Annotated in this window: 20 protein-coding genes and 1 pseudogene; 15 read left to right on the top strand and 6 right to left on the bottom strand. The window is 71.7% G+C overall.

Going from position 1 to position 25,287, the window contains the following annotated elements:
* Positions 1–58: 58 nt before the first annotated feature.
* The 10 genes and pseudogenes from murD (at position 59) to H297_RS0108830 (ending at position 10,851) form a co-directional block, all read left to right on the top strand.
* Positions 59–1,516, top strand: coding sequence for a UDP-N-acetylmuramoyl-L-alanine--D-glutamate ligase (gene murD / locus H297_RS0108880; protein ID WP_027736747.1), 1,458 nt, complete (start codon positions 59–61; stop codon positions 1,514–1,516).
* Between the two features lie 48 nt (positions 1,517–1,564).
* A pseudogene (gene ftsW, locus H297_RS35380) lies at positions 1,565–2,964 on the top strand (putative lipid II flippase FtsW).
* 6 nt (positions 2,965–2,970) lie between these two features.
* Positions 2,971–4,065 (top strand): undecaprenyldiphospho-muramoylpentapeptide beta-N-acetylglucosaminyltransferase, encoded by a 1,095-nt coding sequence (murG, locus tag H297_RS0108870; RefSeq protein ID WP_027736746.1) that lies wholly within the window; start codon positions 2,971–2,973, stop codon positions 4,063–4,065.
* Positions 4,066–4,518: 453 nt separating this feature from the next.
* A complete protein-coding gene (locus tag H297_RS0108860) occupies positions 4,519–5,340 on the top strand; it encodes a cell division protein FtsQ/DivIB (protein WP_027736745.1) in 822 nt (273 codons plus the stop codon).
* Between the two features lie 403 nt (positions 5,341–5,743).
* Positions 5,744–6,994: a cell division protein FtsZ gene (ftsZ, locus tag H297_RS0108855; protein WP_027736744.1), complete on the top strand. Its 1,251-nt coding sequence runs from the start codon at positions 5,744–5,746 to the stop codon at positions 6,992–6,994.
* Between the two features lie 12 nt (positions 6,995–7,006).
* Positions 7,007–7,738 (top strand): peptidoglycan editing factor PgeF, encoded by a 732-nt coding sequence (pgeF, locus tag H297_RS0108850; RefSeq protein ID WP_027736743.1) that lies wholly within the window; start codon positions 7,007–7,009, stop codon positions 7,736–7,738.
* A gap of 15 nt (positions 7,739–7,753) precedes the next feature.
* The gene (locus H297_RS0108845; protein WP_037793377.1) at positions 7,754–8,500 is read left to right on the top strand and encodes a YggS family pyridoxal phosphate-dependent enzyme; all 747 of its coding nucleotides are present in this window, start codon (positions 7,754–7,756) and stop codon (positions 8,498–8,500) included.
* A 150-nt stretch (positions 8,501–8,650) separates the two neighbouring features.
* Complete coding sequence (locus H297_RS0108840) at positions 8,651–9,289, top strand: cell division protein SepF (RefSeq protein ID WP_027736741.1); 639 nt, start codon at positions 8,651–8,653, stop codon at positions 9,287–9,289.
* A gap of 68 nt (positions 9,290–9,357) precedes the next feature.
* A complete protein-coding gene (locus tag H297_RS0108835; RefSeq protein WP_027736740.1) occupies positions 9,358–9,642 on the top strand; it encodes a YggT family protein in 285 nt (94 codons plus the stop codon).
* 51 nt (positions 9,643–9,693) lie between these two features.
* On the top strand, positions 9,694–10,851 hold the full coding sequence (locus H297_RS0108830; RefSeq protein WP_027736739.1) for a DivIVA domain-containing protein: 1,158 nt from the start codon (positions 9,694–9,696) through the stop codon (positions 10,849–10,851).
* A gap of 119 nt (positions 10,852–10,970) precedes the next feature.
* On the opposite strand, the gene ileS is transcribed toward H297_RS0108830, so the two are convergent.
* Positions 10,971–14,099, bottom strand: coding sequence for an isoleucine--tRNA ligase (ileS, locus tag H297_RS0108825; RefSeq protein ID WP_027736738.1), 3,129 nt, complete (start codon positions 14,097–14,099; stop codon positions 10,971–10,973).
* Between the two features lie 495 nt (positions 14,100–14,594).
* Between ileS and H297_RS0108820 the strand changes: the two genes are divergently transcribed.
* Together H297_RS0108820 and lspA are read left to right on the top strand one after the other, a co-directional pair.
* The gene (locus H297_RS0108820) at positions 14,595–15,422 is read left to right on the top strand and encodes a TraR/DksA family transcriptional regulator (RefSeq protein WP_027736737.1); all 828 of its coding nucleotides are present in this window, start codon (positions 14,595–14,597) and stop codon (positions 15,420–15,422) included.
* A 44-nt stretch (positions 15,423–15,466) separates the two neighbouring features.
* The gene (gene lspA, locus H297_RS0108815) at positions 15,467–16,060 is read left to right on the top strand and encodes a signal peptidase II (protein ID WP_027736736.1); all 594 of its coding nucleotides are present in this window, start codon (positions 15,467–15,469) and stop codon (positions 16,058–16,060) included.
* 51 nt (positions 16,061–16,111) lie between these two features.
* Here the strand turns inward: lspA and H297_RS0108810 are convergent, their stop codons facing one another.
* Complete coding sequence (locus tag H297_RS0108810; protein WP_027736735.1) at positions 16,112–17,365, bottom strand: metallopeptidase domain-containing protein; 1,254 nt, start codon at positions 17,363–17,365, stop codon at positions 16,112–16,114.
* Between the two features lie 154 nt (positions 17,366–17,519).
* Here H297_RS0108810 and H297_RS0108805 point away from each other — a divergent pair, with 154 nt between their 5' ends.
* Together H297_RS0108805 and H297_RS0108800 are read left to right on the top strand one after the other, a co-directional pair.
* Positions 17,520–18,461 carry an RluA family pseudouridine synthase gene (locus tag H297_RS0108805; RefSeq protein WP_027736734.1) on the top strand — a complete coding sequence of 314 codons (942 nt, stop codon included), beginning with the start codon at positions 17,520–17,522 and terminating at the stop codon, positions 18,459–18,461.
* A 3-nt stretch (positions 18,462–18,464) separates the two neighbouring features.
* On the top strand, positions 18,465–20,069 hold the full coding sequence (locus H297_RS0108800; RefSeq protein ID WP_027736733.1) for a Na+/H+ antiporter: 1,605 nt from the start codon (positions 18,465–18,467) through the stop codon (positions 20,067–20,069).
* 111 nt (positions 20,070–20,180) lie between these two features.
* Here H297_RS0108800 and H297_RS0108795 read toward each other — a convergent pair whose 3' ends face one another.
* A complete protein-coding gene (locus tag H297_RS0108795) occupies positions 20,181–21,224 on the bottom strand; it encodes a mechanosensitive ion channel family protein (protein WP_027736732.1) in 1,044 nt (347 codons plus the stop codon).
* 159 nt (positions 21,225–21,383) lie between these two features.
* Here H297_RS0108795 and H297_RS0108790 point away from each other — a divergent pair, with 159 nt between their 5' ends.
* Positions 21,384–21,974: a dienelactone hydrolase family protein gene (locus H297_RS0108790; RefSeq protein WP_027736731.1), complete on the top strand. Its 591-nt coding sequence runs from the start codon at positions 21,384–21,386 to the stop codon at positions 21,972–21,974.
* Between the two features lie 179 nt (positions 21,975–22,153).
* Here the strand turns inward: H297_RS0108790 and H297_RS0108785 are convergent, their stop codons facing one another.
* The 3 genes from H297_RS0108785 to H297_RS0108775 all read right to left on the bottom strand — a co-directional run bounded on the left by H297_RS0108785 (position 22,154) and on the right by H297_RS0108775 (position 25,194).
* A complete protein-coding gene (locus tag H297_RS0108785; protein WP_027736730.1) occupies positions 22,154–22,918 on the bottom strand; it encodes a thioredoxin domain-containing protein in 765 nt (254 codons plus the stop codon).
* Positions 22,919–22,970: 52 nt separating this feature from the next.
* Positions 22,971–23,672: a hypothetical protein gene (locus H297_RS0108780; RefSeq protein WP_027736729.1), complete on the bottom strand. Its 702-nt coding sequence runs from the start codon at positions 23,670–23,672 to the stop codon at positions 22,971–22,973.
* A 142-nt stretch (positions 23,673–23,814) separates the two neighbouring features.
* Entirely contained in the window at positions 23,815–25,194 is a 1,380-nt protein-coding gene (locus H297_RS0108775) for a DUF2252 domain-containing protein (protein WP_027736728.1), read from the bottom strand.
* Between the last annotated feature and the right edge of the window lie 93 nt (positions 25,195–25,287).

The following is a 25,287-nucleotide window of genomic DNA, read 5'->3' as shown; positions in this document are numbered from 1 at the left end:
CGGTGAGCAGGTGCCCTCGCCCGGCACCTCCCCGAGTGCCCACCCGGGCGCGGCGGACCTGAGGACGCCGGCCGAGGAACTGTCCGGGGCGCACGTCGTCGTCGCCGGGCTCGGCGTCAGCGGCATGCCCGCCGCCAAGGTGCTGCGCCGGCTCGGCGCCCGCGTCACGGCCGTCAACGGCGGCGACGGCGAGGGGCCGCGCCGTCAGGCCGCCGAGCTGGAGGCCCTCGGGGTCACCGTCCGGCTCGGCGACGACCGCACCCTCCCCCAGGACACCGACCTGGTCGTCACCACCCCCGGCTTCAAGCCCACCAGCCCGCTCTTCCTGGCGGCGGCCGGGGCGCGGGTGCCGGTGTGGGGCGACGTGGAGCTCGCCTGGCGGCTGCGCGGCCCCGACAGCCCGCCCTGGCTCGCGGTCACCGGAACCAACGGCAAGACCACCACCGTCCAGATGCTCGCCGCCATCCTGCGCGCCGCCGGGCTGCGCACGGCCGCGGTCGGCAACATCGGCGTCTCCCTCATCGACGCGGTGCTGGGCGAGGAGCCCTACGACGGGCTGGACGTGCTCGCCGTCGAGCTGTCCAGCTACCAGCTCCACTGGGCCCCCAGCCTGCGCCCGCACTCCGCCGCCGTCCTCAACCTGGCGCCCGACCACCTGGACTGGCACGGTTCCATGGAGGCGTACGCCGCCGCCAAGGGCCGCATCTACGAGGGCAACCAGGTCGCCTGCGTCTACAACGCCGACGACGCGCCCGGGGCCAGGCCCCGCACCGAGGACCTGGTGCGCGAGGCCGACGTGGTCGAGGGCGCCCGCGCCGTCGGCTTCACCCTGGGCACCCCGGCCCCCTCCCAACTCGGAGTGGTGGAGGGCGTACTGGTCGACCGGGCGTTCGTGGACAACCGGCAGCAGCAGGCGCAGGAGCTGGCCGAGGTCACCGACGTCGACCCCCCGGCGCCGCACAACATCGCCAACGCGCTCGCCGCCGCGGCCCTCGCGCGCGCCTACGGCGTTCCGCCCGCGGCCGTCCGCGACGGGCTGCGGGCCTTCGCTCCGGACGCGCACCGCATCACCCACGTCGCGGACGTGGCCTCGGTGGCCTACGTCGACGACTCCAAGGCCACCAACACCCATGCCACCGAGGCCTCGCTGGCGGCCTACGAGTCGATCGTGTGGATCGCGGGCGGGCTCGCCAAGGGAGCGACCTTCGACGAGCTGGTGGCCGCCTCGGCGCGGCGGCTGCGCGGTGTCGTGCTCATCGGTGCCGACCGGCAACTGATCGCGGAAGCCCTGGCGCGACACGCACCCGATGTGCCGGTCACCGAGGTGGCCCGCACGGACACTGGGGCGATGGTCCAGGCCGTCCGTGCGGCGACGGCGCTGGCGCGGCCGGGGGATACCGTACTGCTGGCCCCCGCGTGCGCGTCGATGGACATGTTCGTCAACTACAACGCGCGCGGTGACGCGTTCGCCGAGGCGGTCCGCGCACTCGCCGCCGCAGGCCACAGCGAGCAGTAACCCCGCGGCCCGCCTGCCCAGGGCGCGGGTGAGACGGAGGGGACACGGATGACGGCGCGATCCGCCAAACCGCCCACACCCCGGCGCGCGACCACCCGTCCCGCGCCGTCACGTGAGCCCGGACGCTCCTCTGCCGCCCGGGGCACCTCGGCGCCCCAGCGGCTGTACCTGCGCGCCAAACAGGCCTGGGACCGGCCGCTGACGGCCTACTACCTGATCGTCGGCGGCAGCGTGCTCATCATCGTCCTCGGACTGGTGATGGTCTTCTCCGCCTCCCAGATCCAGGCCCTCCAGTCCGGTCTCGCCTCCACCTACTACTTCCGCAAACAGCTGATGGCGGCCGTACTCGGCGGCGTGCTCCTGCTGGTCGCCTCCCGGATGCCGCTGAGGCTGCACCGGGCGCTGGCCTATCCGCTGCTGATCGGCTCCGTCTTCCTGATGTGCCTCGTCCAGGTACCCGGAATCGGCCAGACCGTCAACGGCAACCGCAACTGGATCTATCTCGGCGGCCCCTTCCAGCTCCAGCCCAGCGAGTTCGCCAAACTGGCGCTCATCCTGTGGGGCGCCGACCTGCTCGCGCGCAAGGGTGAGAAGAAGATGCTCACCCAGTGGAAACACCTGCTGGTACCACTGGTGCCCGTCGCGCTGCTGCTGCTCGCCCTCATCATGCTCGGCGGCGACATGGGCACCGCTCTCATCCTCGGCGCCGTCCTGTTCGGGCTGCTGTGGCTGGCGGGGGCGCCCACGAGGCTGTTCGCCGGGGTGCTGGCGGCGGCGGCCACCGCCGGGGCGCTCCTGATCCTGACGAACCCGAACCGGATGTCCCGCCTCGGGTGCATCGGCGCCACCGATCCCGGGACCGACGACCAGTGCTGGCAGGCCGTGCACGGCATCTACGCCCTGGCCTCGGGCGGCTGGTTCGGTTCCGGACTCGGTGCAAGTGTGGAAAAATGGGGCCAACTCCCCGAACCGCATACCGACTTCATCTTCGCCGTGACAGGGGAGGAACTCGGACTGGCGGGGACGCTGTCGGTACTCGCTCTGTTCGCGGCTCTAGGCTATGCGGGTATCCGCGTGGCCGGACGCACGGAGGAACCCTTCGTGAGGTATGCCGCGGGAGGCGTGACAACGTGGATCATCGCCCAGGCGGTGATCAACGTCGGCGCGGTGCTCGGCCTGCTGCCGATCGCCGGCGTACCCCTCCCGCTGTTCTCCTACGGTGGGTCCGCCCTGCTGCCGGCGATGTTCGCCGTCGGACTGCTGGTCGCTTTCGCGCGCAGCGACCCGGCGGCACGGGCGGCGCTGGCCGCGCGGCAGCCCGCCCTGCGGCAGCGCACGCCCCGGGGAGGACTGGCAGGGGTGCTGCGTCCGGGGACCACCTCCGGCCGGAGGAGAGAGAGAAGACGATGAGACGGCGCGCCGGCAGGCCGCCGTCCGGAGAGCGGTGAAACAGCGTGCACGTCGTACTCGCCGGTGGGGGGACCGCCGGCCACATCGAGCCCGCGCTCGCCCTCGCGGATGCCCTGCGCAGGCAGGACCCGACCGTGGGGGTTACGGCCCTCGGTACGGAGCGCGGACTGGAGACCCGGCTCGTGCCCGAGCGCGGCTACGCGCTCGAACTGATCCCGGCGGTTCCGCTGCCGCGCAAACCCACGCCCGAGCTGATCACCGTGCCCGGCCGGCTGCGCGGCACCATCAAGGCCGCCGAGCAGATCCTGGAGCGCACCAAGGCCGACTGCGTCGTCGGCTTCGGCGGGTACGTCGCGCTTCCCGGCTACCTGGCGGCCAAGCGGGCCGGGGTGCCCATCGTCGTGCACGAGGCCAACGCCCGCCCCGGGCTCGCCAACAAGATCGGCTCCCGGTACGCGCACGGCGTCGCCGTCTCCACGCCGGACAGCAAGCTGCGCAACGCCCGGTACGTCGGCATCCCGCTGCGCCGCTCCATCGCGACGCTCAACCGGGCCGCCGTCCGGGCGGAGGCCCGCGCGCTGTTCGGACTCTCGCCCAACCTGCCCACGCTGCTGGTCACCGGTGGCTCGCAGGGTGCGCGGCGGCTCAACGAGGTCGTCCAGCAGGTCGTCCCGCACCTGCAGCGTGCGGGCGTCCAGATCCTGCACGCGGTCGGCCCGAAGAACGAGCTCCCCCACGTGGAGCAGATGCCCGGAATGCCGCCCTATGTGCCGGTACCGTATGTGGACCGGATGGACCTCGCGTACGCCGCGGCCGACATGATGCTCTGCCGCGCGGGCGCGATGACCGTGGCGGAACTCTCGGCCGTCGGGCTCCCCGCCGCCTACGTGCCGCTGCCCATCGGCAACGGCGAACAGCGGCTGAACGCCCAGCCGGTCGTCAAGGCGGGCGGCGGACTCCTCGTCGACGACGCGGAACTGACGCCGGAGTGGATCCAGGGCAACGTGCTCCCGGTCCTCACCGACCCGCAGCGGCTCACCGCGATGTCGCGCGCGGCCGCCGAGTTCGGCCGTCCGGACGCCGACGAACTCCTCGTCGGCATGGTCCACGAGGCGATCGCCGCCGGCCGCCAGGGCTGATACCGGCCCACCACCCAGGCGCGGCGGCCCGCCGACCGTCAACGCAGAAAGCAGGGTTCCGGCGTGGTGAGAGCTTCCAGAACCGGGAAGGCCGCAAAGGCTGCGGGGGGCGGCGGCTCGGCGGGAGCCGCCGCCCCCACCGGACGGACCGGTCCCGCGGATGCCGCCGGGCCGACCGGCGGCGCCGGGCCCGCCGGGGCTGCGGGGCGTGCCGGGTCCGCCGGCGGGCGCAACGGTGCCGAACGTGCCGGTGCCGACGGTGCCAGGGGCGCCGGTAGGGCCGGTGGTGCCCGTGGCGGTCCGGGTGGGAGGGCGGTGGCCGAGGAGGGAACCGTCCGAGGGGGCAGGAGAGGTGGCGTTGTGGGCTCCGGAGCGGCCCCGCCTCGCAGCCGCCCGCAGTACGGCACCGGCCGCTCCGGACAAGAAGCCGTCCGCCCCGCGCCGGGAGGCCGGATGCGCCCCGGCTCCGGACCCTCCGGTTCTGGTTCCGGATCAGGTTTTGGGCGCGGGCCCACGGGTGGGGGCGGCGGGGACGAGCCGGGCTCCCGGCGCGAGGGCTTGCGCGCGCACCTGCCGCGCCGTCGCGCACTCCTCCTCGTTCTCGCGCTCGCCATGACGCTCGTCGGGTTCGGCAGTTGGGTGCTCTACGGCTCGCCGTGGCTGCGGGTCGAGAACGTCTCGGTCACCGGCACCCGGGTGCTGAGCCACGCGGACGTCACCCGCGCTGCCGCGGTACCCCTCGGCGATCCGCTCGTCGGCGTCGACAAGAGCGCGGTACAGCACCGCGTACGTGCCGCGCTGCCGCGGGTACGTGACGTCGTGGCCGAGCGTTCCTGGCCGCACGGCATCTCCCTCACCGTGACCGAAAGGCGGCCCGCACTCGCGGCGGAGAGCGCGGGGAAGTACGTCGAAGTGGACGCGCGAGGGGTGCGATTCGCCACAGTGGGCAAGCAGCCGAAAGGAGTTCCGCTTCTCGTGCTGGAACCCCGGAAGCGCGCCTCCGAGCGGTACTTCTCCGCGACACGGCTCCGGCAGCAGGCCGCACGGGTGGCCGCTTCACTTCCCCCGGATGTCCACCGCGCCACCCGTCTTGTGCGGGTCCGTTCATACGACGACATCACCGTGGAACTGACCGGCGACCGTACCGTGCGATGGGGAAGCGCCGAACGCGGCAAAGCGAAGGCGACCGCGCTGACCGCTCTGCTGAAAGCCGCCGAAGACGCCACCCACTTCGACGTCACCGCCCCCAGCGCCCCGGCCGCGTCGGACAGTTAGCCGCCCCCGCGGGGACCGGTCGAGACGGGGTGCCACAACCTCCGTACCGCCAGCCGGGGTCGGCGAACGGCTGGTCTCGGCCCTTACGTGGCCACGTCGGTTGACCGACGGCGCCCCGCATGATCAGTCTGAACCACACACCGGTCGGCGACCGTGTCAGTTGACTGACGTAGCCGCTGGTGAGCACCCTGGATGGCTACCGCAAGGCCTGATCACATAGGGTGAAAAGAAAAACGGGAGGTTCGGCGTGTTCGTTGAACACCCAGCACTTGTCGACTTAGTGTCCGTTGCGAAGAGTCCAAGTAGGACAGGCACTGGTAACCCTAAACTTCACACTTAGGGTTCGGGTCGGCGTTCGGACCGCCCCACAGGGATACGTAACTCGAGGCGAGAGGCCTTCGACGTGGCAGCACCGCAGAACTACCTCGCAGTCATCAAGGTCGTCGGTATTGGCGGCGGTGGCGTGAATGCCATCAACCGGATGATCGAGGTCGGTCTCAAGGGCGTCGAGTTCATCGCGATCAACACTGACGCGCAAGCCCTGTTGATGAGCGACGCCGACGTCAAGCTCGATGTGGGTCGTGAGCTGACCCGCGGCCTCGGCGCCGGCGCCAACCCGGACGTGGGCCGCAAGGCGGCCGAGGACCACCGCGAGGAGATCGAGGAGGTCCTCAAGGGGGCCGACATGGTCTTCGTGACCGCGGGCGAGGGCGGCGGCACCGGCACCGGTGGCGCCCCCGTCGTGGCGAACATCGCCCGCTCGCTGGGGGCTCTGACCATCGGCGTGGTCACCCGCCCGTTCACCTTCGAGGGCCGCCGCCGGGCCAACCAGGCGGAGGACGGCATCGCGGGGCTGCGCGACGAGGTCGACACCCTGATCGTCATTCCCAACGACCGGCTGCTGTCCATCTCGGACCGTCAGGTCAGCGTGCTGGACGCGTTCAAGTCGGCGGACCAGGTGCTGCTCTCGGGTGTCCAGGGCATCACGGACCTCATCACCACCCCGGGCCTCATCAACCTCGACTTCGCCGATGTGAAGTCGGTGATGTCCGAGGCCGGGTCGGCACTGATGGGGATCGGCTCGGCACGCGGGGACGACCGTGCGGTGGCCGCGGCGGAGATGGCGATCTCCTCCCCGCTGCTGGAAGCCTCCATCGACGGGGCCCGCGGAGTGCTGCTGTCCATCTCGGGCGGCTCGGACCTGGGCCTGTTCGAGATCAACGAGGCCGCCCAGTTGGTGAGCGAGGCCGCCCACCCCGAGGCGAACATCATCTTCGGTGCCGTCATCGACGACGCGCTCGGCGACGAGGTGCGGGTCACCGTCATCGCCGCCGGGTTCGACGGCGGGCAGCCGCCCTCCAAGAAGGGGGAGAAGGCGCTCGGTTCGTCGAGCGGTTCCGCGTCCTCGTCCGGGTACAAGGACGAGAGCGCCTCCTCGGCGCCGTCGGGCAGCGACGCCGAACAGGAGCGTCCCACCTTCGCCGGGCTCGGGTCGGTGACCCAGCGTGATGACGAGGACATTCCCCCGCGCCGGGAGCCGTCGCCGGTGGGTGAGGTGCCGCCGCCTCCGCCCACCACCCCGCAGGTGCCGCCGGCCCGTCCGTACCACGACAGCCAGGCCGAAGAGCTGGACGTGCCGGACTTCTTGAAGTGATGCGGGACTGACGTGATAGCCGGGCACGAAACGGTCAGCGGCGCGCACTTCGCCTTCACCGACAGGTGGGGCGGGGTGAGCGCCGCTCCGTATGAGGAGCTGAATCTCGGCGGTGCGGTCGGCGACGACCCGCATGCGGTACGGGCCAACCGGGAGCGGACCGCGCGGGCGCTCGGGCTGTCGCCCGACGAGGTGGTCTGGATGCATCAGGTGCACGGGCGCGACGTCGCGGCCGTCGACGCACCGTTCGGTGCGGACGCGCCTCCGCTCGACGGGGTGGTGACGGCGCGCCGGGGGCTCGCGCTCGCGGTGCTCACCGCCGACTGCACTCCGGTGCTGCTGGCCGACCCGGTCGCCGGGGTGGCGGGCGCGGCGCATGCGGGGCGGCCCGGGGTGCTGGCCGGTGTGGCCCAGGCGACGGTCGCGGCGATGGTCGAACTCGGCGCCGCACCGGAGCGCATCCTCGCGCGCAGCGGTCCCGCGGTGTGCGGCCGCTGCTACGAGGTGCCCGAGGAGATGCGCGCCGAGGTCGCGGCCGCCGTTCCGGAGGCGCACGCGACGACCCGGTGGGGGACGCCCGCCGTGGACATGGCCGCCGGAGTGCGGGCCCAGCTCGCCCGAGCGGGTGTCACAAGATGGGAACAGTCGTCCGTCTGCACCCTGGAATCGGGTGATCACTTCTCGTATCGGCGGGACAAGAAGACGGGGCGGCTTGCGAGTTATGTCTGGATCGAGGCGAGCTGAGCAGTGACGGCAGAGATGTCCCCCATGTCCTCGGGGGCGGCCGGGGAGGCGCGCAAGGCCGGGCTGGCCGCCAACCTCGCCCGGGTGGAGGAGCGCATCGAGCGGGCCTGCGCCACGGCGGGGCGCGCGCGTGGTGACGTCACTCTCGTCGTCGTCACCAAGACCTACCCCGCCTCGGACGTCCGCCTGCTGGCCGAGTTGGGGGTCCGTGACGTGGCGGAGAACCGTGACCAGGAGGCGGCGCCCAAGGCCGCCGCATGTGCGGACGCCGACCTGAGCTGGCACTTCGTCGGTCAGCTCCAGACGAACAAGGCCCGCTCGGTGGCGGGTTATGCCGACCGCGTGCACTCGGTCGACCGCGTCCGGCTGGTCACCGCCCTCGCGAACGCGGCGGTGCGCGCGGAACGCGAGATCGGATGCCTTGTGCAGGTCGCCCTCGACGCGGAGTCGGGCTCGGTCGGCGAACGGGGCGGCGTGGCACCCGATGGTGTGACGGAACTCGCGGACGCGGTGGCGGCGGCCCAAGGACTGCGGCTCGACGGAGTGATGACCGTCGCCCCGTTGACCGGTCCGCTGGCCGGCCGCCCGCTGGAGGCCTTCGAGCAGTTGCGGGAAATCTCAACGGGCCTGCGGGCGGCGCACCCTGCTGCGACGATGGTTTCGGCAGGGATGAGTGCGGACCTGGACGAGGCCGTGCTGGCCGGGGCGACACATGTGCGCGTCGGGAGCGCGGTACTCGGTCAGCGCCCCCCGCTCCGGTAACGTCACCAAGCGAGTTGGGCCACAGCAGAATATATGGTCATTTCCGCCGGAAAAGGCCGGTCGGAGAGACTGCGTGGATCATTTCAGGGCCACCGGTGACGGGGGCCGCGTCGATGGAGTCGATCCACCACAGAGCGGAGGACGCAGAGAATGGCCGGCGCGATGCGCAAGATGGCGGTCTACCTCGGCCTCGTGGAGGACGATGGGTACGACGGCCGGGGGTTCGACCCCGACGACGAGTTCGAGCCCGAGCCCGAACCCGAACGGGACCGTCGACGGTACGAGTCGGAAGAGTCACATCATTCCCTCCAGAAGACCGAACCGGACGAACCGGTACGGGTCGTTCACCCCCCGGCGCAACGGGAGCGGGAGCAGGAGCCAACTGCGGCAGTTGCGGCCGAAAGTGGACGAGCGGGGAGAATCGCCCCGGTGTCATCCATCACACCTGAACGTCAGAACGTCGAGAAGAGTGCCCCGGTGATCATGCCCAAGGTCGTGTCCGAACGAGAGCCGTACCGGATCACCACGTTGCATCCCCGGACCTACAACGAAGCCCGTACCATCGGGGAACACTTCCGTGAGGGCACTCCGGTGATCATGAATCTGACGGAGATGGACGACACCGACGCGAAGCGACTTGTCGACTTTGCCGCCGGTCTGGTCTTCGGTCTGCACGGCAGTATCGAGCGAGTGACGCAGAAGGTGTTCCTGCTGTCTCCTGCTAACGTCGATGTCACGGCGGAGGACAAGGCCCGCATCGCGGAGGGCGGGTTCTTCAACCAGAGCTGAGACAAGGCAGAATCCAGAACGGGCCGGCAAGGCCGCACGAAGCACCCCCAGGGGAGAGGGACGCGCAGATGAGAACCGCTTTGGACGTGGTCCAAATCGTGCTGTGGGTCTTCCTGCTCGTGTTGATCTTCCGGCTGGTGATGGACTACGTCTTCCAGTTCGCCCGCTCATGGCAACCCGGCAAGGCGATGGTGGTCGTTCTGGAGGCCACCTACACTGTCACCGATCCGCCACTCAAGCTTCTGCGGCGGTTCATTCCACCGCTGCGCTTCGGGGGCGTGGCGCTCGACCTGTCCTTCTTCGTGCTCATGATCATCGTCTACACCCTGATCACCGTCTTGGGTTGGGTGTGAACGAGCGAATGGTCTTGCCGGTATGCCGACGACTTACGTTGAGGTGAAGAAATGCCCCTGAGCCCCGAGGACGTGCGGAACAAGCAGTTCACGACCGTCCGTCTGCGGGAAGGCTATGACGAGGACGAGGTCGATGCCTTCCTCGATGAGGTCGAAGCCGAACTGACCCGACTGCTGCGTGAGAACGAGGACCTGCGCGCCAAGCTGGCAGCCGCCACACGCGCGGCGGCGCAGAACCAGCAACAGGGCGGTATGCGAAAGCCCCCTGAACCCCAGGACAGGCAGCAGCAGCAAGGCGGGGCGCCTGTGCCCGCCGCCATATCCGGACCGCAGCCCGTCCCGCCCCAGCAGCAGGGCATGGGCGGTCCGCCGCAGCTTCCCGGCGGCCAGGCGCAGCTCCCCGCAGGCCCTGGCGGCCCCGGTGGCCCGGGCGGTCCCGGCGGCCCGGGTCCGCAGGGTGGCCCGATGGGTCCCGGTGGCCCCGGCCCGCAGCAGGGCGGACCGGGCGGACCGATGGGACCCGGAGGCCCGCAGGGCGGCCCGCAGCTGCCCGGCCAGAACAACGACAGCGCCGCGCGTGTGCTGTCGCTGGCGCAGCAGACCGCCGACCAGGCGATCGCGGAGGCCCGTTCCGAGGCCAACAAGATCGTCGGCGAGGCGCGCAGCCGCGCCGAGGGGCTGGAGCGGGACGCACGGGCCAAGGCCGACGCGCTGGAGCGGGACGCGCAGGAGAAGCACCGCGTGGCGATGGGCTCGCTGGAGTCCGCGCGCGCCACGCTGGAGCGCAAGGTCGAGGATCTGCGCGGCTTCGAGCGCGAGTACCGCACGCGGCTGAAGTCGTACCTGGAGAGCCAGCTGCGTCAGTTGGAGAACCAGGCCGACGACTCGCTGGCGCCCCCGCGGACGCCTGCGGCCGCATCGCTGCCCGCGCCGTCGCCCTCCATGGCACCGGCCGGTGCCGGTGCCCCCGCGGGTGCCGGCGGCCACCAGCCGATGGGTGCCAACGGGCACTCCATGGGCGGCCACGGTGGCCCGGGTGGCGGTTCACCCCACACCCAGGGCGGTGCCGGTCAGTCGTACGGCGGTCAGCAGCAGATGTCGCCCGCGATGACGCAGCCGATGGCGCCGGTCCGCCCGCAGGGCGGCCCCCAGCCCGCGCAGGCTCCCTCGCCGATGCGGGGCTTCCTCATCGACGAGGACGACAACTGACGCGCTGAGCACCTGGCGAAACGGCCCGGGCCCGAGAGCACCTCGCTCTCGGGCCCGGGCCGTTTCCGTCCCCTGTTGCTCTCCCCGGGGGCCCGGGGAGAGGAACAGCGGTGAGCCGCTTACGCCTTGCGGAGGCGGAAGGCGAGAGACAGGGCCTCGTCCTCGAAGGTGGGCCCCTCCAGCTCCGTGGGGTCGCCCTGGGCGAACTCGTTCGCCAGGACCTCCTCCGCGATGAGGAAGGTGTGCTCGGCCAGGGCCCGGGAGACGTCCTCGTCGGCGGACTGCCACCGCAGTTCGATGCGGTCGGCCACGTCGAGCCCGGAGTTCTTGCGGGCCTCCTGGATGAGCCGGATGGCGTCCCGGGCCAGCCCCGTGCGCCGCAGCTCCGGCGAGATCTCCAGGTCGAGTGCGACGGTGGCGCCCGTGTCGGAGGCCACGGACCAGCCCTCACGGGGGGTCTCGGTGATGATGACCTCGTCCGGGCTCAGCGCGACGGTCTCACCCGCCACCTCGACCGTGGCGGTGCCCTCCCGCAGCGCCACCGACAGGGCGGCGGCGTCCGCCGCGGCGATGGCCTGGGCGACGGTCTGGGTGTCCTTGCCGAAGCGGCGGCCCAGCGCACGGAAGTTGGCCTTGGCGCTGGTGTCGACGAGGGAGCCGCCGACCTCCGAGAGGGAGGCCAGCTCCTCGACGTTGAGCTCCTCGGTGATCTGGTTGCGCATCTCCGGCGACAGCGTCTCGAACCCCTGCGCGGCGATGAGGGCGCGGGAGAGCGGCTGGCGGGTCTTGACGCCGGACTCGGCGCGCGAGGCGCGGCCCAGCTCGACCAGTCGGCGGACCAGCAGCATGTCCTGGGACAGCTCCGGGTCGATGCGGGTCAGGTCGGCCTGCGGCCAGGCCGACAGGTGCACCGAGTCGGGCGCGCCGGGCGTGACGGGGACGATCAGGTCCTGCCACACCCGTTCGGTGATGAACGGGGTGATCGGCGCCATCAGCTGGGTGACCGTCTCCACGACCTCGTGCAGGGTGCGCAGCGCGGCCGGGTCGCCCTGCCAGAAGCGGCGGCGGGAGCGGCGTACGTACCAGTTGGACAGGTCGTCGACGAAGGTGGACAGCAGCTTGCCGGCGCGCTGGGTGTCGTAGCCGTCCATGGCGAGCGTCACCTGGTCGACCAGGGCGTGCAACTCGCTGAGCAGCCAGCGGTCCAGCAGCGGACGCTGATCCGGGGCCGGGTCGGTCTCGGAGGGGGCCCAGCCGGTGGTGCGCGCGTACAGGGCCTGGAAGGCGACGGTGTTCCAGTAGGTCAGCAGCGTCTTGCGGACGACCTCCTGGATGGTGCCGTGGCCGACCCGGCGGGCGGCCCAGGGGGAGCCGCCGGCGGCCATGAACCAGCGCACCGCGTCGGCGCCGTGCTGGTCCATGAGCGGGATGGGCTCGAGGATGTTGCCCAGGTGCTTGGACATCTTGCGGCCGTCCTCGGCGAGGATGTGGCCGAGGCAGACGACGTTCTCGTAGGACGACTTGTCGAACACGAGGGTGCCGACGGCCATCAGCGTGTAGAACCAGCCGCGGGTCTGGTCGATGGCCTCCGAGATGAACTGCGCCGGGTAGCGCTTCTCGAACAGCTCCTTGTTCTTGTACGGGTATCCCCACTGGGCGAAGGGCATCGAGCCGGAGTCGTACCAGGCGTCGATGACCTCCGGCACGCGGGTGGCCTGCCGGCCGCAGCCCTCGGTGGGGCAGGCGAAGGTGGCCTCGTCGATGAAGGGGCGGTGCGGGTCGAGCCCCGACTGGTCGGTGCCCGACAGCTCGCTCAGCTCGGCCAGTGAACCGACGCAGGTGAAGTGGCCCTCCTCGCAGCGCCAGACCGGCAGCGGGGTGCCCCAGTAGCGGTTGCGGGAGAGCGCCCAGTCCACGTTGTTGTCCAGCCAGTCGCCGAAGCGGCCGTGCTTGACCGCGTCGGGGTACCAGTTGGTCGCCTCGTTCTCCCGCAGGAGGGCTTCCTTGATCTGGGTCGTGCGGATGTACCAGGACGGCTGGGGGTAGTAGATGAGGGCCGTGTGGCAGCGCCAGCAGTGGGGGTAGCTGTGCTCGTAGGCGACGTGGCGGAACAGGATGCCGCGCGCATCCATGTCCGCGACCAGCGCCTCGTCGGCCTTCTTGAAGAACTGGCCGCCGACCAGGTCCAGCTCCGGGTCGAAGGTGCCGTCGGCGCGGACGGGCACGACCGGCTCGATGCCGTTGGCCCGCGCGACCCGGAAGTCGTCCTCACCGAAGGGCGCCAGGTGCACCATGCCGGTGCCGTCCTCGGTGCTGACGTAGGTGTCGTTGACGACGAAGTGCGCATCGGGGATGTCCACCAGGTCGAACGGGCGCCGGTAGCGCCAGCCGTTCATCTCGCGCCCGGTGTAGCGCTCGCCGGTGATGTGCCAGCCCTCGCCCAGCGCGGAGTCCAGCAGCGGCTCGGCGACGAGGATCTTGTCGGTGCCGTCGGAGGCCACGACGTAGGTGACGTCCGGGTGGGTGGCGACCGCCAGGTTGGACACCAGCGTCCACGGGGTCGTCGTCCACACCATCAGCGAGGCCTCGCCGGCCAGCGGGCCGGAGGTCAGCGGCATGAGGACGTAGACGGAGGGGTCCACGACCGTCTCGTAGCCCTGCGCCAGCTCGTGGTCGGACAGGCCCGTGCCGCAGCGCGGACACCAGGGGGCGACGCGGTGGTCCTGCACCAGCAGGCCCTTGGCGAAGATCTGCTTGAGCGACCACCACACCGACTCGATGTACTCGGGGTTCATCGTGCGGTAGGCGTCGTCCATGTCGACCCAGTAGCCCATCCGGGTCGTCAGCTCGGCGAAGGCGTCGGTGTGCCGGGTGACCGACTCGCGGCACCTGGCGTTGAACGCGGCGATGCCGTAGTTCTCGATGTCCTGCTTGCCGTTGAAGCCCAGCTCCTTCTCCACGGCCAGCTCGACGGGCAGCCCGTGGCAGTCCCAGCCGGCCTTGCGGGCCACGTGGTAGCCGCGCATGGTGCGGAAGCGGGGGAAGACGTCCTTGAAGACGCGGGCCTCGATGTGGTGCGCGCCGGGCATGCCGTTCGCCGTCGGCGGGCCCTCGTAGAAGACCCACTCGGGGCGGCCCTCGGACATCTCGAGGCTGCGCGCGAACACCTTGCTCTCACGCCAGAAGTCGAGCACGGCGCGTTCCAGCGCGGGCAGGTCGACCTGGGCGGGCACCTGGTTGTACTGCATCGTCGGGTCTTCTTCCTCCGGCGGACATCCAGAAGGCGGGGTGCGCCTTCACTACCGTCGGAGGGACGAGCTCGCCTGCCGGTGCGGCTGCGGACCCGCGGTACCACCCTCCTTGGCGACGGGCCGTCCGACGGCCCTCCGCCCCCTCATTGGGACAGCGCTGCCGGTTCTACTCGCCCCCCACGCGGCCGTGCGGCCGAGCGTGGGGCTTTCTTCCGGCGGCTCCGGGGTGATCTTCACGCCGCGCTCGCCTCCGGGCTCCCACCGTCCCCGGATCGCTCTGGGCTGCCTACGGGCGCTACTCGTCCCCTTCATCGCCTCTCGCCGTCCCCCAGTGTACGGGGAGTCACGCGGGGCGGCGGAGCGGTTTTCGAGCGGCCGGGCGGGGCACAACGGATGCAGACCGGCGTGCCCCGTTGCCGTGTGCTTGTAGTCGATTTATCGTTCCGGTCACGTTTCGCGAGCAAGATCACAAAATCTGAAGGGGCCGCGGTCATGGTGGCGGAGGAGAACGCCGCGAAGAAGGCGGCGAAGAAGACGGGGGCGAAGAAGGCCACCGGCGAGGCCGCGGCTGCCGAACAGGTTTCCGGTGAGGAGGCACCGGCCGGGAAGCGGGCCGCCAAGAAGACGGCTAAGAAGGCGGGAGCCAAGAAGGCGTCGGCGAAGAAGGCACCGGCGAAGAAGGCTCCGGCGAGAAGGGCCGCGGCGCGGACGGCCGCGGGGGAACAGACCGCGGCACCCGAGGCCGCGGCGGACCAGACAGCGGCCGACGCGGCCGCGGACCGGCAGGAGGGCGCCGAGGAGGCGTCCGCCGGGCAGACCGCGCAGAAGACGACGGGAGCAGGGACGGTGGCTGCGAAGAAGACTCCGGCGGCGGCACAGGCCGAGGCGGTGCCCTCGGCGCGCAACGCGACGGGCCCCGTGGCCTCCGGCGAACTGCCGGTCCGCCCGGACGAGGACCCCTGGTCCCCCGAAGAGGTCGAGGAGGCGCGCTCCGGGCTGCGGGAGGAGGTGGTGCGGCTCAAGGAGGAGCTGGCCTCCTCCGACGAGGCGCTCAGCGGTCTGCTGCGCGACTCCGGCAACGGCGCGGGCGACGACGACGCCGACACCGGGACCAAGAACATCACCCGCGAGCACGAGATGGCGCTGGCCGCCAACGCCCGCGAGATGCTCTACCAGACCGAGCAGGCACTGGAGCGGCTGGATGCCGGCACCTACGGGCTGTGCGAGAACTGCGGCAGGCCGATCGGGAAGGCCCGGATGCAGGCGTTCCCCCGGGCGATGCTGTGCGTGGAGTGCAAGCAGAAGCAGGAGCGCCGCTGACCGCCGGTGACCCGCGTCGCAGGTGCGTGCCGTACCCTCAAGGCGTGACTGAGGTGGACCGGACCGGCGAGAGCCCCGACGACGGCGCGGCGGGTGTGGCCGAGAGTGACGAACCACAGCCCGCGGAGGGAGAGGCCCCCGCGCCCGACCGGGGACGGCGCCGGGTCCCGGTGCTGTTGTCGGTGGCGGCGTTCGCCCTCGTGCTGGACCTGGTCAGCAAGCTCGTCGTGGTGGCCGCCCTGGAGGGCCACGCGCCGGTCGAGGTGCTCGGCTCCTGGCTCCAGCTCAACGTCATCCGCAACCCCGGAGCCGCCTGGGGCATCGGCGAGGCACTGACGATCGTGCTGACCGCCATCGCGGTGGCGGTCGTCGTGGTGATCGCCCGGATCGCCCGCAAGCTCTACAGCACCCCGTGGGCCATCGCGCTGGGGCTCCTGCTGGGTGGCGCCTGCGGCAACCTGGTGGACCGCATCTTCCGCACCCCGGGGGTCTTTCAAGGGGCCGTCGTCGACTTCATCGCGCCCAAGCACTTCGCGGTCTTCAACCTCGCCGACTCGGCCATCGTGTGCGGCGGCATCCTGATCGTGCTGCTCTCCTTCCGCGGCCTGGACCCGGACGGCACCGTCCACCGGGACTGACCGGGCGGCTCCGGGCCGTACCGGCGGGCCCCTGGGAGGCCGCTGCCGGCCTCAGCGGGTCCGGTCGGGTACGTGGACCCGTATCCGGTAGCCGTCGTCCGTGGCCCCGGTGACCGCTATGCGTATGCCGCCGCGGAAGGTGTGGCTCTCGCCAGGGGTGAAGGGAGCGTCCGACATCTCCGCCAGTTCCGCGGGCAGTTGGTCGGTGCAGGCCTCGCCGCCGCCGCTGCGGGGGCGGGAGTCGACGATCCGGACGGGCCCCTCGCCGGTGGGCGTGCGGGAGTCGACGGTGTAGAGGAGCACGCCCTCCGCGCAGATGTCCCGGTCCAGGCCTGCGCGGGTGCGGGTCTCGGCGACGATGGCGCTGTGGCTGCCGGTGCGGATCACCGCGATGCCCGCGTCCTGGCTGCTGACGGGGGAGAGGGCGTGCTCGGTGGTGCCGGGGGAGGTGACGCAGTTGACGCGGGAGCGGTCGAGCCAGCCGAACTTCCACTTGTGCCAGCCGAGCAGATCGGAGATCCCCGCCATGCTCATCGTGTCCCAGCCGCCGGCGTACTCGACCGAGGCGTTCCGGGCCACGTTGTAGAGGTCGGGCAGCCCGTAGAGGTGGTTGGCCTCGTGGACGAAGTTGCCGCGCTGCCACAGGGCCGAGTCGGATCTCCGGCCGAAGATGAGTGCGGCCCCGTGCACCCGGGTGCCGCCCGCCGCCAGCCCGTCGAAGGTGTGGGCCTGCGAGACGGTGGGCGGGGCGGGCACGTTGCTGTCGGCGACGACGAAGACCAGGTCGGCGTCGTCCACCTCCGTGCCCTGGCTCCGGGCGGCCTCCAGAGCGTCCTGGACGTAGCCGCGCATCCGGTGGGTGGGGATGCCGCGGGTGATCCCGTAGGAGGACCACGGCCGCGGCATGCGTATCCAGTCGGCGCTGGGGGTGACCTGGAGGCGGTACTTCCCGAAGGAGGCCCGGTCCAGGAAACGGTCGCCGTAGCCGGAGAAGAAGCGGGCGCGCCGGGCGGGCGGGGTGGTGGCGGGGTGGTCGCTGAAGTCGACCATCAGCATCAGTGCCCGCTTGTGTCCCTGCGGGTGCACGTAGCCGCCGCCGAGCGGGCCCTCGTCCGTGCCGCTGCCGGCCTCTATCGCGCACGGTCCCGCGATGCCCGGGGCAGCCGCCGCCGGCACCGGGGACAGGGTCAGGCAGGCGGTGGCCAGGGCGGTGGCCAGGGCCGGTGCGGAGTGCCGTGCGCGCGTGCGCGGCCTGGCCGGCCCGGTGCTGCGCGGTGTGGTCGGACGGGTCCTGCGCGGCGTCATCGGCACATCCCTCCGCAGTCGCTCGCCGGCCCCGAGGCGTAGTCACACCGTCGGTCGGCTGGCGGGGGGCCGCACCCCCGGGTGGGCCGCGCGGGTGAGGGGAGTCGGGTGCGGCCGTGCGGGCCGTACGGGTGCGTCCGGCATACTCGATCAGGTGAGCACGCTTCCTGAGACCCGCACCCTGCCCGTACCCGACGGCCTGGAGGGCGAACGCGTCGATGCCGCGCTCGCCAGGATGTTCGGCTTCTCCCGGACCAAGGCGGCGGAGCTGGCCGCGGGCGGGAAGGTGCTGCTGGACGGGGCTCCGGCGGGCAAGTCGGACCGGGTGCAGGGCGGGGTGTGGCTGGAGGTCGAGATGCCCGGGCAGCCGCAGCCGGTGCAGGTGGTCGCCGAGCCCGTCGAGGGCATGGAGATCGTGCACGACGACGACGACATCGTGGTGATCGTCAAACCGGTCGGCGTCGCCGCGCATCCGAGCCCCGGCTGGAGCGGGCCGACCGTCATCGGCGGGCTGGCCGCCGCCGGGTACACCATCGCCACCTCGGGCGCCGCCGAGCGCCAGGGGATCGTGCACCGGCTGGACGTGGGCACCTCGGGGCTGATGGTCGTCGCCAAGTCGGAGCGGGCCTACACGCTGCTCAAGCGCCAGTTCAAGGAGCGCACCGTCGACAAGCGCTACCACGCGCTCGTCCAGGGGCACCCCGACCCGCTCAGCGGCACCGTCGACGCGCCCATCGGCCGCCACCCGCAGCACGACTACAAGTGGGCGGTCACCTCCGACGGCAAGCCCTCGGTCACCCACTACGACCTCATCGAGGCGTTCCGCGCCGCCAGCCTGCTGGACATCAAGCTGGAGACGGGCCGTACCCACCAGATCCGGGTGCACATGTCCGCGCACCGTCATCCGTGCGTCGGCGACCTCACCTACGGGGCCGATCCGACGCTGGCCAAGCGGCTGCGGCTGGAGCGGCAGTGGCTGCACGCCGTCAGCCTGGGTTTCGAACATCCGGGCGACGGCCGCCGGGTCCAGTACGCGAGTGACTACCCGGTGGATCTCAAGGCAGCGCTGGACCGTGTGCGGGCGGAGAGTTCCTGATCCATGGACCAGCTCGCCCTCTTCTTCGCCCTGCTGCTCGCCGCCGTCGTCATGGTCCCGCTGGGGGACAAGCTCAACCTGCCCTCGCCGGTGCTGATGACGATCTTCGGCGGGGTGCTGGCGGTCATCCCCTCCATCCCGAACGTCTCGCTGCCGCCCGAGTACATCCTGCCGCTGGTGCTGCCGCCACTGATCTACGCGGCGGCGCAGCGCACCTCCTGGCGCCAGTTCGCGGCGAACAAGAGACCGATCTTTCTGATGGCGGTCGCGCTGGTGTTCGTGACCACCGCCGCGGTCGCCGCCGTCGCCAACGCCCTTGTGCCCGGACTCGGCATCGCGGGCGCCGTCGCGCTCGGCGCGCTGGTCGCCCCGCCCGACCCGGTCGCCGCCACCGCCGTCGCCGGCAACGTGGGCCTGCCGCGCCGGCTCGTCTCCGCACTGGAGGGCGAGGGCCTCTTCAACGACGTGACGGCGATCACCCTCTACCACGTCGCCATCGCGGCCGCCGTGACCGGCTCCTTCTCGCTGCCCGTCGCCGCCGGTGAGCTCGTGCTCTCCGGAGTGGTCGCCGTCGCCGTCGGGCTGGGGCTGGGCTGGGTCGCCAACAAGCTCATGAGCTATCTCGGTGACGCCACGCTGCAGACCGGGCTGACGCTGCTGGTGCCCTTCGCCTCCTACGTGCTTGCCGAGGAACTGATGGGGTCGGGGGTGCTGGCCGTGCTGACGACGGCGCTCTACCTGGCCTCCGGGCACGCCGTCGACGCGGACGACGTGCAGGGCCGGCTGGCCGGGCAGACGTTCTGGCAGATCGTGGACACCCTGGTCACCGGCGTCGCCTTCGGACTGATTGGGCTGGAGCTGCACACCATCTTCGGCACCGTCCAGGACGAGTGGCGGCAACTGCTGCCCGCGGCGGGAGCCGTCGTCGGCGTCGTCGTCGTCCTGCGGCTGCTGTGGCTGCTGCCCACCGCGTGGCTGGCCCAGCGGCTGCACAAGCACAAGGACCTGGACGAGGACATCCCCCGCAACTGGCGTGAAACCGTCGTCGTGTGGTGGTCCGGGATGCGCGGGGTGGCCTCCGTCGCGCTGGCGCTGGCCGTCCCGCTGAGCCTGGAGCCGGACGCCGGAGGCGGGGCCTTCCCGGGCCGCGAGGGCATCATCTTCATCGCCTTCGCCGTGGTCCTGGTCACCCTCGTCTTCCAGGGGCTGACCCTGCCCTGGCTGGTCAGGCGGTTGAACGTGCAGGCCGACAGCGCCGCCGAGCACGAGGTGGAGCGGCAGCTCGCGCTGCGGGTCTCCAAGGCGGCCCGCAGGCGCCTGCGGGAGATCGAGGAGGTCGAGGACCTGCCCGAGGAGGTCTCCGAGGCGCTGGCGCGGCGCGTGTGGGACATGGGCGCGCGCATCTCGCCGGACATCGTGGACGACGAGCGCCGGGCCGCCCACCGCAAGCGCGTGGCCCGGCTGCAGAAGATGCGGCGGCTCCAGGGCGAGCTGCTCTCGGCCGCCCGCCACGAGGTGATCGCCGCCCGGGGCGAGGCCGGCGTGGACCCCGAAGTGGTGGACCGGATCCTGCACCAGCTCGACCTGCGCAGCTTCCGCGGCGTGTGACGCCCCCCCCCGTGGGCGCTCTCCCAGGCCCGCCGCCTGTGACGGCCCCTGATGGACGCGGAGCCCGGCCCCCCACGGGGAACCGGGCTCCGTACGCGCCGTGCGGGGCGGCTACAGCGCCTTCTCCGGCTGCTGCTCGGTGAGCCTGATCCCGGGCAGGGCCTGCGGGTGCTTGTCGCGCATCCATGCCAGCAGGTCCTCACGGACCGAGCAGCGCAGCGTCCACAGGTCGCCCGAGGACCGCGCGGTCACGGCCACCCGCACCTCGATCGTGGAGGGCGTGGTGTCGGTGACGACCAGGCTCCAGCTCCGGCCGTCCCACTCGTCGCTGGCACGGATCAGCTCCTCCGCCCTGGCCCGCAGTTCGGTGACGGGCGCCGCGTGGTCGAGCTGGAGGTAGACGGTGCCGGTCATCTGCGGGCCGCCGCGCGACCAGTTCTCGAACGGCTTGCTGGTGAAGTAGGAGACGGGCATGGTGATGCGGCGCTCGTCCCAGGTGAGGATCACCAGGTAGGAGACGGTGATCTCCTCGACCGTCCCCATCTCGCCGTCGACCACGACCTCGTCCCCGATCCGCACCATGTCGCCGAAGGCGATCGACAGCCCGGCGAACAGGTTGCCCAGCGTGGACTGGGCGGCGACACCGGCGACGATGCCCAGCACACCGGCCGAGGCCAGCATCGAGGTCCCGAACGTCTTCATGCCGGGGAACTGGAGCAGCACCGCGGCCACCGCGATCACCGTCACCACCGCGGTGATCAGCCGCCGGATCAGCGTGAGCTGGGTGCGCACCCGCCGGCCGCGCGCCGGGTCGTGCGTGGCCCCGGCGTACCGGGCGGCGATCGTCTCGGTTATCGCGGCGACGATCCGCAGGATGAGCCAGGCCGAGGCGGCGATCAGGATGATCGTCAACCACAGGTCGACGCCCTCTCTGTGGTCCTTGGCCAGGTGGGTGGCGTCGAAGAAGCCGCTCACCAGCGCGACGAAGATCACTGCCTGGAACGGCACCCGGCCACTGCGCAGCAACCCCCACATGGGTGTCTCGGGGTGCCGGGTGTCGAGGTGTATCAGCAGGCGGTCGACGGCCCAGGCGAGCACGTACGAGAGCACGACGGCGCCACCGAAGACGATGACGGGCCTCAGCACGTTCTCCATGGTCGCCTTTCTCCTAGGGGACCCCGCGGACTTCACGCCGGGGGCGACAGCCGTGTGTGTACGGCCGTCCAGGGGCCACCGACGACCGTACCTGGCACCATGTGGAGCAACCGGCTCCAGGGAGTGCACCGGGGCTCTTTGTGAAGGAAGTGACATCACGTGGCACCCGTATCGATCGTCCTCTTCCACTCCGTGTGCGGTCTCACCGCGGACGTGCACGCGGCGGCCGACCGGATCCGCGCGGCGGGGCACGAGGTGATCACCCCCGACCTGTTCGAGGGGCGGACGGCCGCCTCGGTCGAGGAGGGGATGCGGATGCGTGAGCAGGAGGACAGCCCCGACCATGACGCGTTGCTGCGGCGGGCCGTCGCCGCCACGGCACCGCACTCGGAGAAGGGGCTGGTGTACGCGGGGTTCTCCCTGGGCGGTTCGCTCGCGCAGACGCTCGCCCTGGCCGACGAGCGGACGCGCGGCCTCCTGCTGTTCTCCGGCACCTCCGACATCCCCGAGGACGCTCACGTGGACGAGCTCCCCGTCCAGCTCCACGTCGGCGACCCGGACGCCTTCGAACCGCACGACTGGCTGACCGCCTGGTACCTGCGCATGCAGCGGGCCGGTGCCGATGTCGAGGTCCACCGCTACCCGGGCGCCGGCCACCTCTACACGCACAAGCTGCTGGACGACTACGACGCCGAGGCGACGGAGGCCACCTGGCGGACCGCCCTGGGCTTTCTGGAGACGCTCTCCTGACCGGTCTCCCGGCGCGGCGCACCCGCGACCGCGCGCACCCGTCCGGGGCGCACGGCTGCCTCACGGGCTGCGGCCACCGGTGAGCAACGGCGACGGGGGCGGGCCGCACCGGGTGTGCGGCCCGCCCCCGTCGCCGATGCGCGAGCGCCCCCGCGAACCTGCCGCGGGGGCCTTGCGGGTTACTTCTTCTCGTCCTTGGCGCCCGACTTCAGGTCCACGCCCATGTCCTTGAGCTTGCCCGGCAGGTCCTGCGGCTGCACCTGCTCACCGTCGATCTTGATGGTGGGGGTGCTCGTGACCTCGGCGCCGTTGAAGCTGGCGATCATGTCCTTGGCCCACTTCGAGTACTTCTTGGACGTGACCGCCTTCTCGAACTTCTTGTTGTCCTTCAGGGCCGGGACCGCGTCCGAGACCTTCAGCAGGTACTTGTTGTCGGCGAACTTGTCGTCCTGCTCCTCGGGGTGCCACTTCTTCGAGTAGAGCTCGCGCTTGTACTGGGTGAAGGCGTCGGTGCTCACGGCCTTGGCCGCCCCCAGCGCACGGGCGGCGTTCCGGGAGCCGGAGCCGTGCATGTTGTCGTCGATGATCGCGCCGAGGTGGACGCGCAGCTTGTACTTGCCCTGGTCGGCTCCCTTCTGGAGCTGGTCGCCTGCGGCCTGTTCGAGGCTGGCGCACGCCGGACACCGCAGATCCTCGTAGACGTCGATGGTCTTGTCGGCCTTGGCGCCGGCGGTGGTGACGGCCATGCCGTCGTCGTCGGAGTCCTTGGAGTTCAGCTTGGCGATGCCGATGCCGATACCGGCCACCACGACCAGCACCCCGACCACCGTGAGGGCGACGAGCAACTGCCGCCGCGTGCGCTCCTTCTTGGCCTGCTTCTCCCGTTCGACCCGCAGCCGCTCGCGGGCCGCACGCTTGGCTTCGGGGCTGTTGCGCTTGCTCATGACTGTGTGTCTCTTCTCCGTCGTTCCGTACGCGCGTGAAATCCGGCCGTGCTCAGGCCGCCGGGGCGGCGGTGAGCGCGGGCGGGCCGCGACGGTGCACGGAGTGCGTCAGCAGGGGTAGCGCGCGGGGAGCGGAGGCAGCACGCCGACGGGGCGGCCGGACCGGGCCGGTGCCGCCGGCGGCGGTGTGGCAGACGGCCACGGCGTACCGCAGCGGGCGGAAGGCGGTGGCCGCAACCGCGCGCAGCAGCCGGGCGAGGGCGGCCTCACCGCGCCGCAGCCACAGCGCGGCCAGCAGGCCCACGCACACGTGCGCGGCCAGCAGCAGCCAGGGCAGGGCCGGGCCTGGGATGCCGTGCACGCCCAGCGGGTAGGCGCCGGTGTCGGTGCCGCGCACGGCCATCCGCGCCAGCGGCGTACCGACGTTGCCGCCGCCGCACAGCAGGTCCACGCCCACGGAGCGCAGCGGTCCCGTCACCGGGCCGCCGGCCTGCCCGTAACAGGCGTGCTGTCCGGTGGTGAAGACGGTGTCGGCCGCCAGCTCCAGCGGGACCAGCAGCGCGGCGATCCGCCCGAAACCGCGCTCCCGCCCGGCGAACGCGAAGGCCAGGGCGAAGACGGGCGCGCACACCGTCAGCAGGGGGACCAGCGGAACGGGGGAGCCGGACAGCAGCACATGGGCGCCGCAGGACAGCGTCACGCACAGGGCTGTGAAGAGCCCCGCCCGTGCTGCCCGTATGCCTACCGCTCCCATGGTGACCGAGTGTGCCACGGGGAAGCGTAAGCGGTCCCTAAAGGTGCGCAACTCCGCTGCCGACGGCCCGCCAGGGGCCCGGGACGTCGACGGCTGTCCGCAACGTCCCGGGGCTTTCGGCTCCGGTCGCGAAGGCGGCGGCTCAGACGCCGCTGATCCGGCCGTTGCGGAAGAGGTCGACGAAGATCTGGTGGTCGCGGCGGGCCGTGGCGCCGTAGCTGTGCGCGAAGTCCACGAGCATCTCCCGGAACCCCTCCTCGTCCGCCGCGATCGCCTCGTCGATGGCCTGTTCGGTGGAGAACGGCACCAGGCTGTGCCCGCTCTCCGCCTCGTCGGCCGCCGCGTGCATCGTGGCCGTCGCCCGGGCGAGGTCGGCGGTGACCTGGGCGATCTCCTCCGGGTCCGACAGCTCCGACCAGTCCAGATCCACCGCGTACGGCGAGACCTCGGCCACCAACTGGCCCGTCCCGTCCAGCTCGGTCCAGCCGAGCCACGGGTCGGCGTGTGCCTGGAGGGCGCGCTGCGAGATCACCGTGCGGTGGCCCTCGTGCCGGAAGTAGTCGCGCACCGCCTGGTCGGTGATGTGCCGCGAGACCGCCGGGGTCTGCGCCTGCTTCATGTAGATGACCAGGTCGTTCTCCAGCGCGTCGCTGTGGCCCTCCAGCAGGATGTTGTACGAGGGCAGGCCCGCGCTGCCGATACCGATGCCCCGCCGCCCCACCACGTCCTTGACCCGGTGCGCGCCGTGCCGCTCGCGGCCCTCGTGGCGGGGCAGCGTCTCCAGGTACCCCTCGAACGCCTCCAGGACGGTCCCGCGGGTCGCCTCGTCCAGCGCGATGGAGCCGCCGCCCGCGGTGAAGCGGCGCTCCCAGCCGCGGATCTCGGTCATGGTGCCCAGCAGCCCGAACCGGGTGTTGGCGCGGGCGGCCCGCAGTGCGCCCAGCACGGGGCCGCGTGCCGTGTCCAGCGTGAGGGCGGGCGGCTCGCTCTCGGAGGAGCCGGCGAGCAGGGCGCGGATGCGGTCGCGGTAGGCGTCGGCGTAGGTCCGCACCAGCGAGGTGATCTGCTCGTCGCTGAGCGCCTTGCTGTAGCCCAGCAGCGCGACCGAGGCCGCGAACCGCTTGAGGTCCCAGGTGAAGGGGCCCACGTACGCCTCGTCGAAGTCGTTGACGTTGAACAGCAGGCGGCCCTGGGCGTTCATGTAGGTGCCGAAGTTCTCCGCGTGCAGGTCGCCGTGTATCCACACCCGGCTGGTGCGCTCGTCGAGGAAGTCGGGGAAGGCGCGGGAGTCGGGGACGGTCCCGCGGGCCTGCGGGCCGGTTGCGTACGGGCCGCCGGACGCGGTCAGGTCGTGGTAGAAGAGGCAGGCCGTGCCCCGGTAGAAGGCGAACGCGGAGGCGGCCATCTTGCGGAACTTCGTCTGGAAGGCCGCGGGGTCGGCGGCGAGGAGGTCGCCGAAGGCGGCGTCGAAGACCTCCAGAATCGTCTCGCCGCGCTCTGCTGCCTGGCCTGCCTGGGTCATGGGTGCGCTCCGTCGTGGGGTCGGTGATCCGCTGTACGCCGTGGTACGCCGTGCGCCTCAACCTACGCCTGCGCCGCCGGGTGTCCGGGTGGA

This window comes from Streptomyces sp. CNT360 (assembly GCF_000424785.1).
The sequence above is the reverse complement of the archived record's forward strand: the minus strand, read 5'-3'. Positions and strand labels throughout refer to the sequence as shown.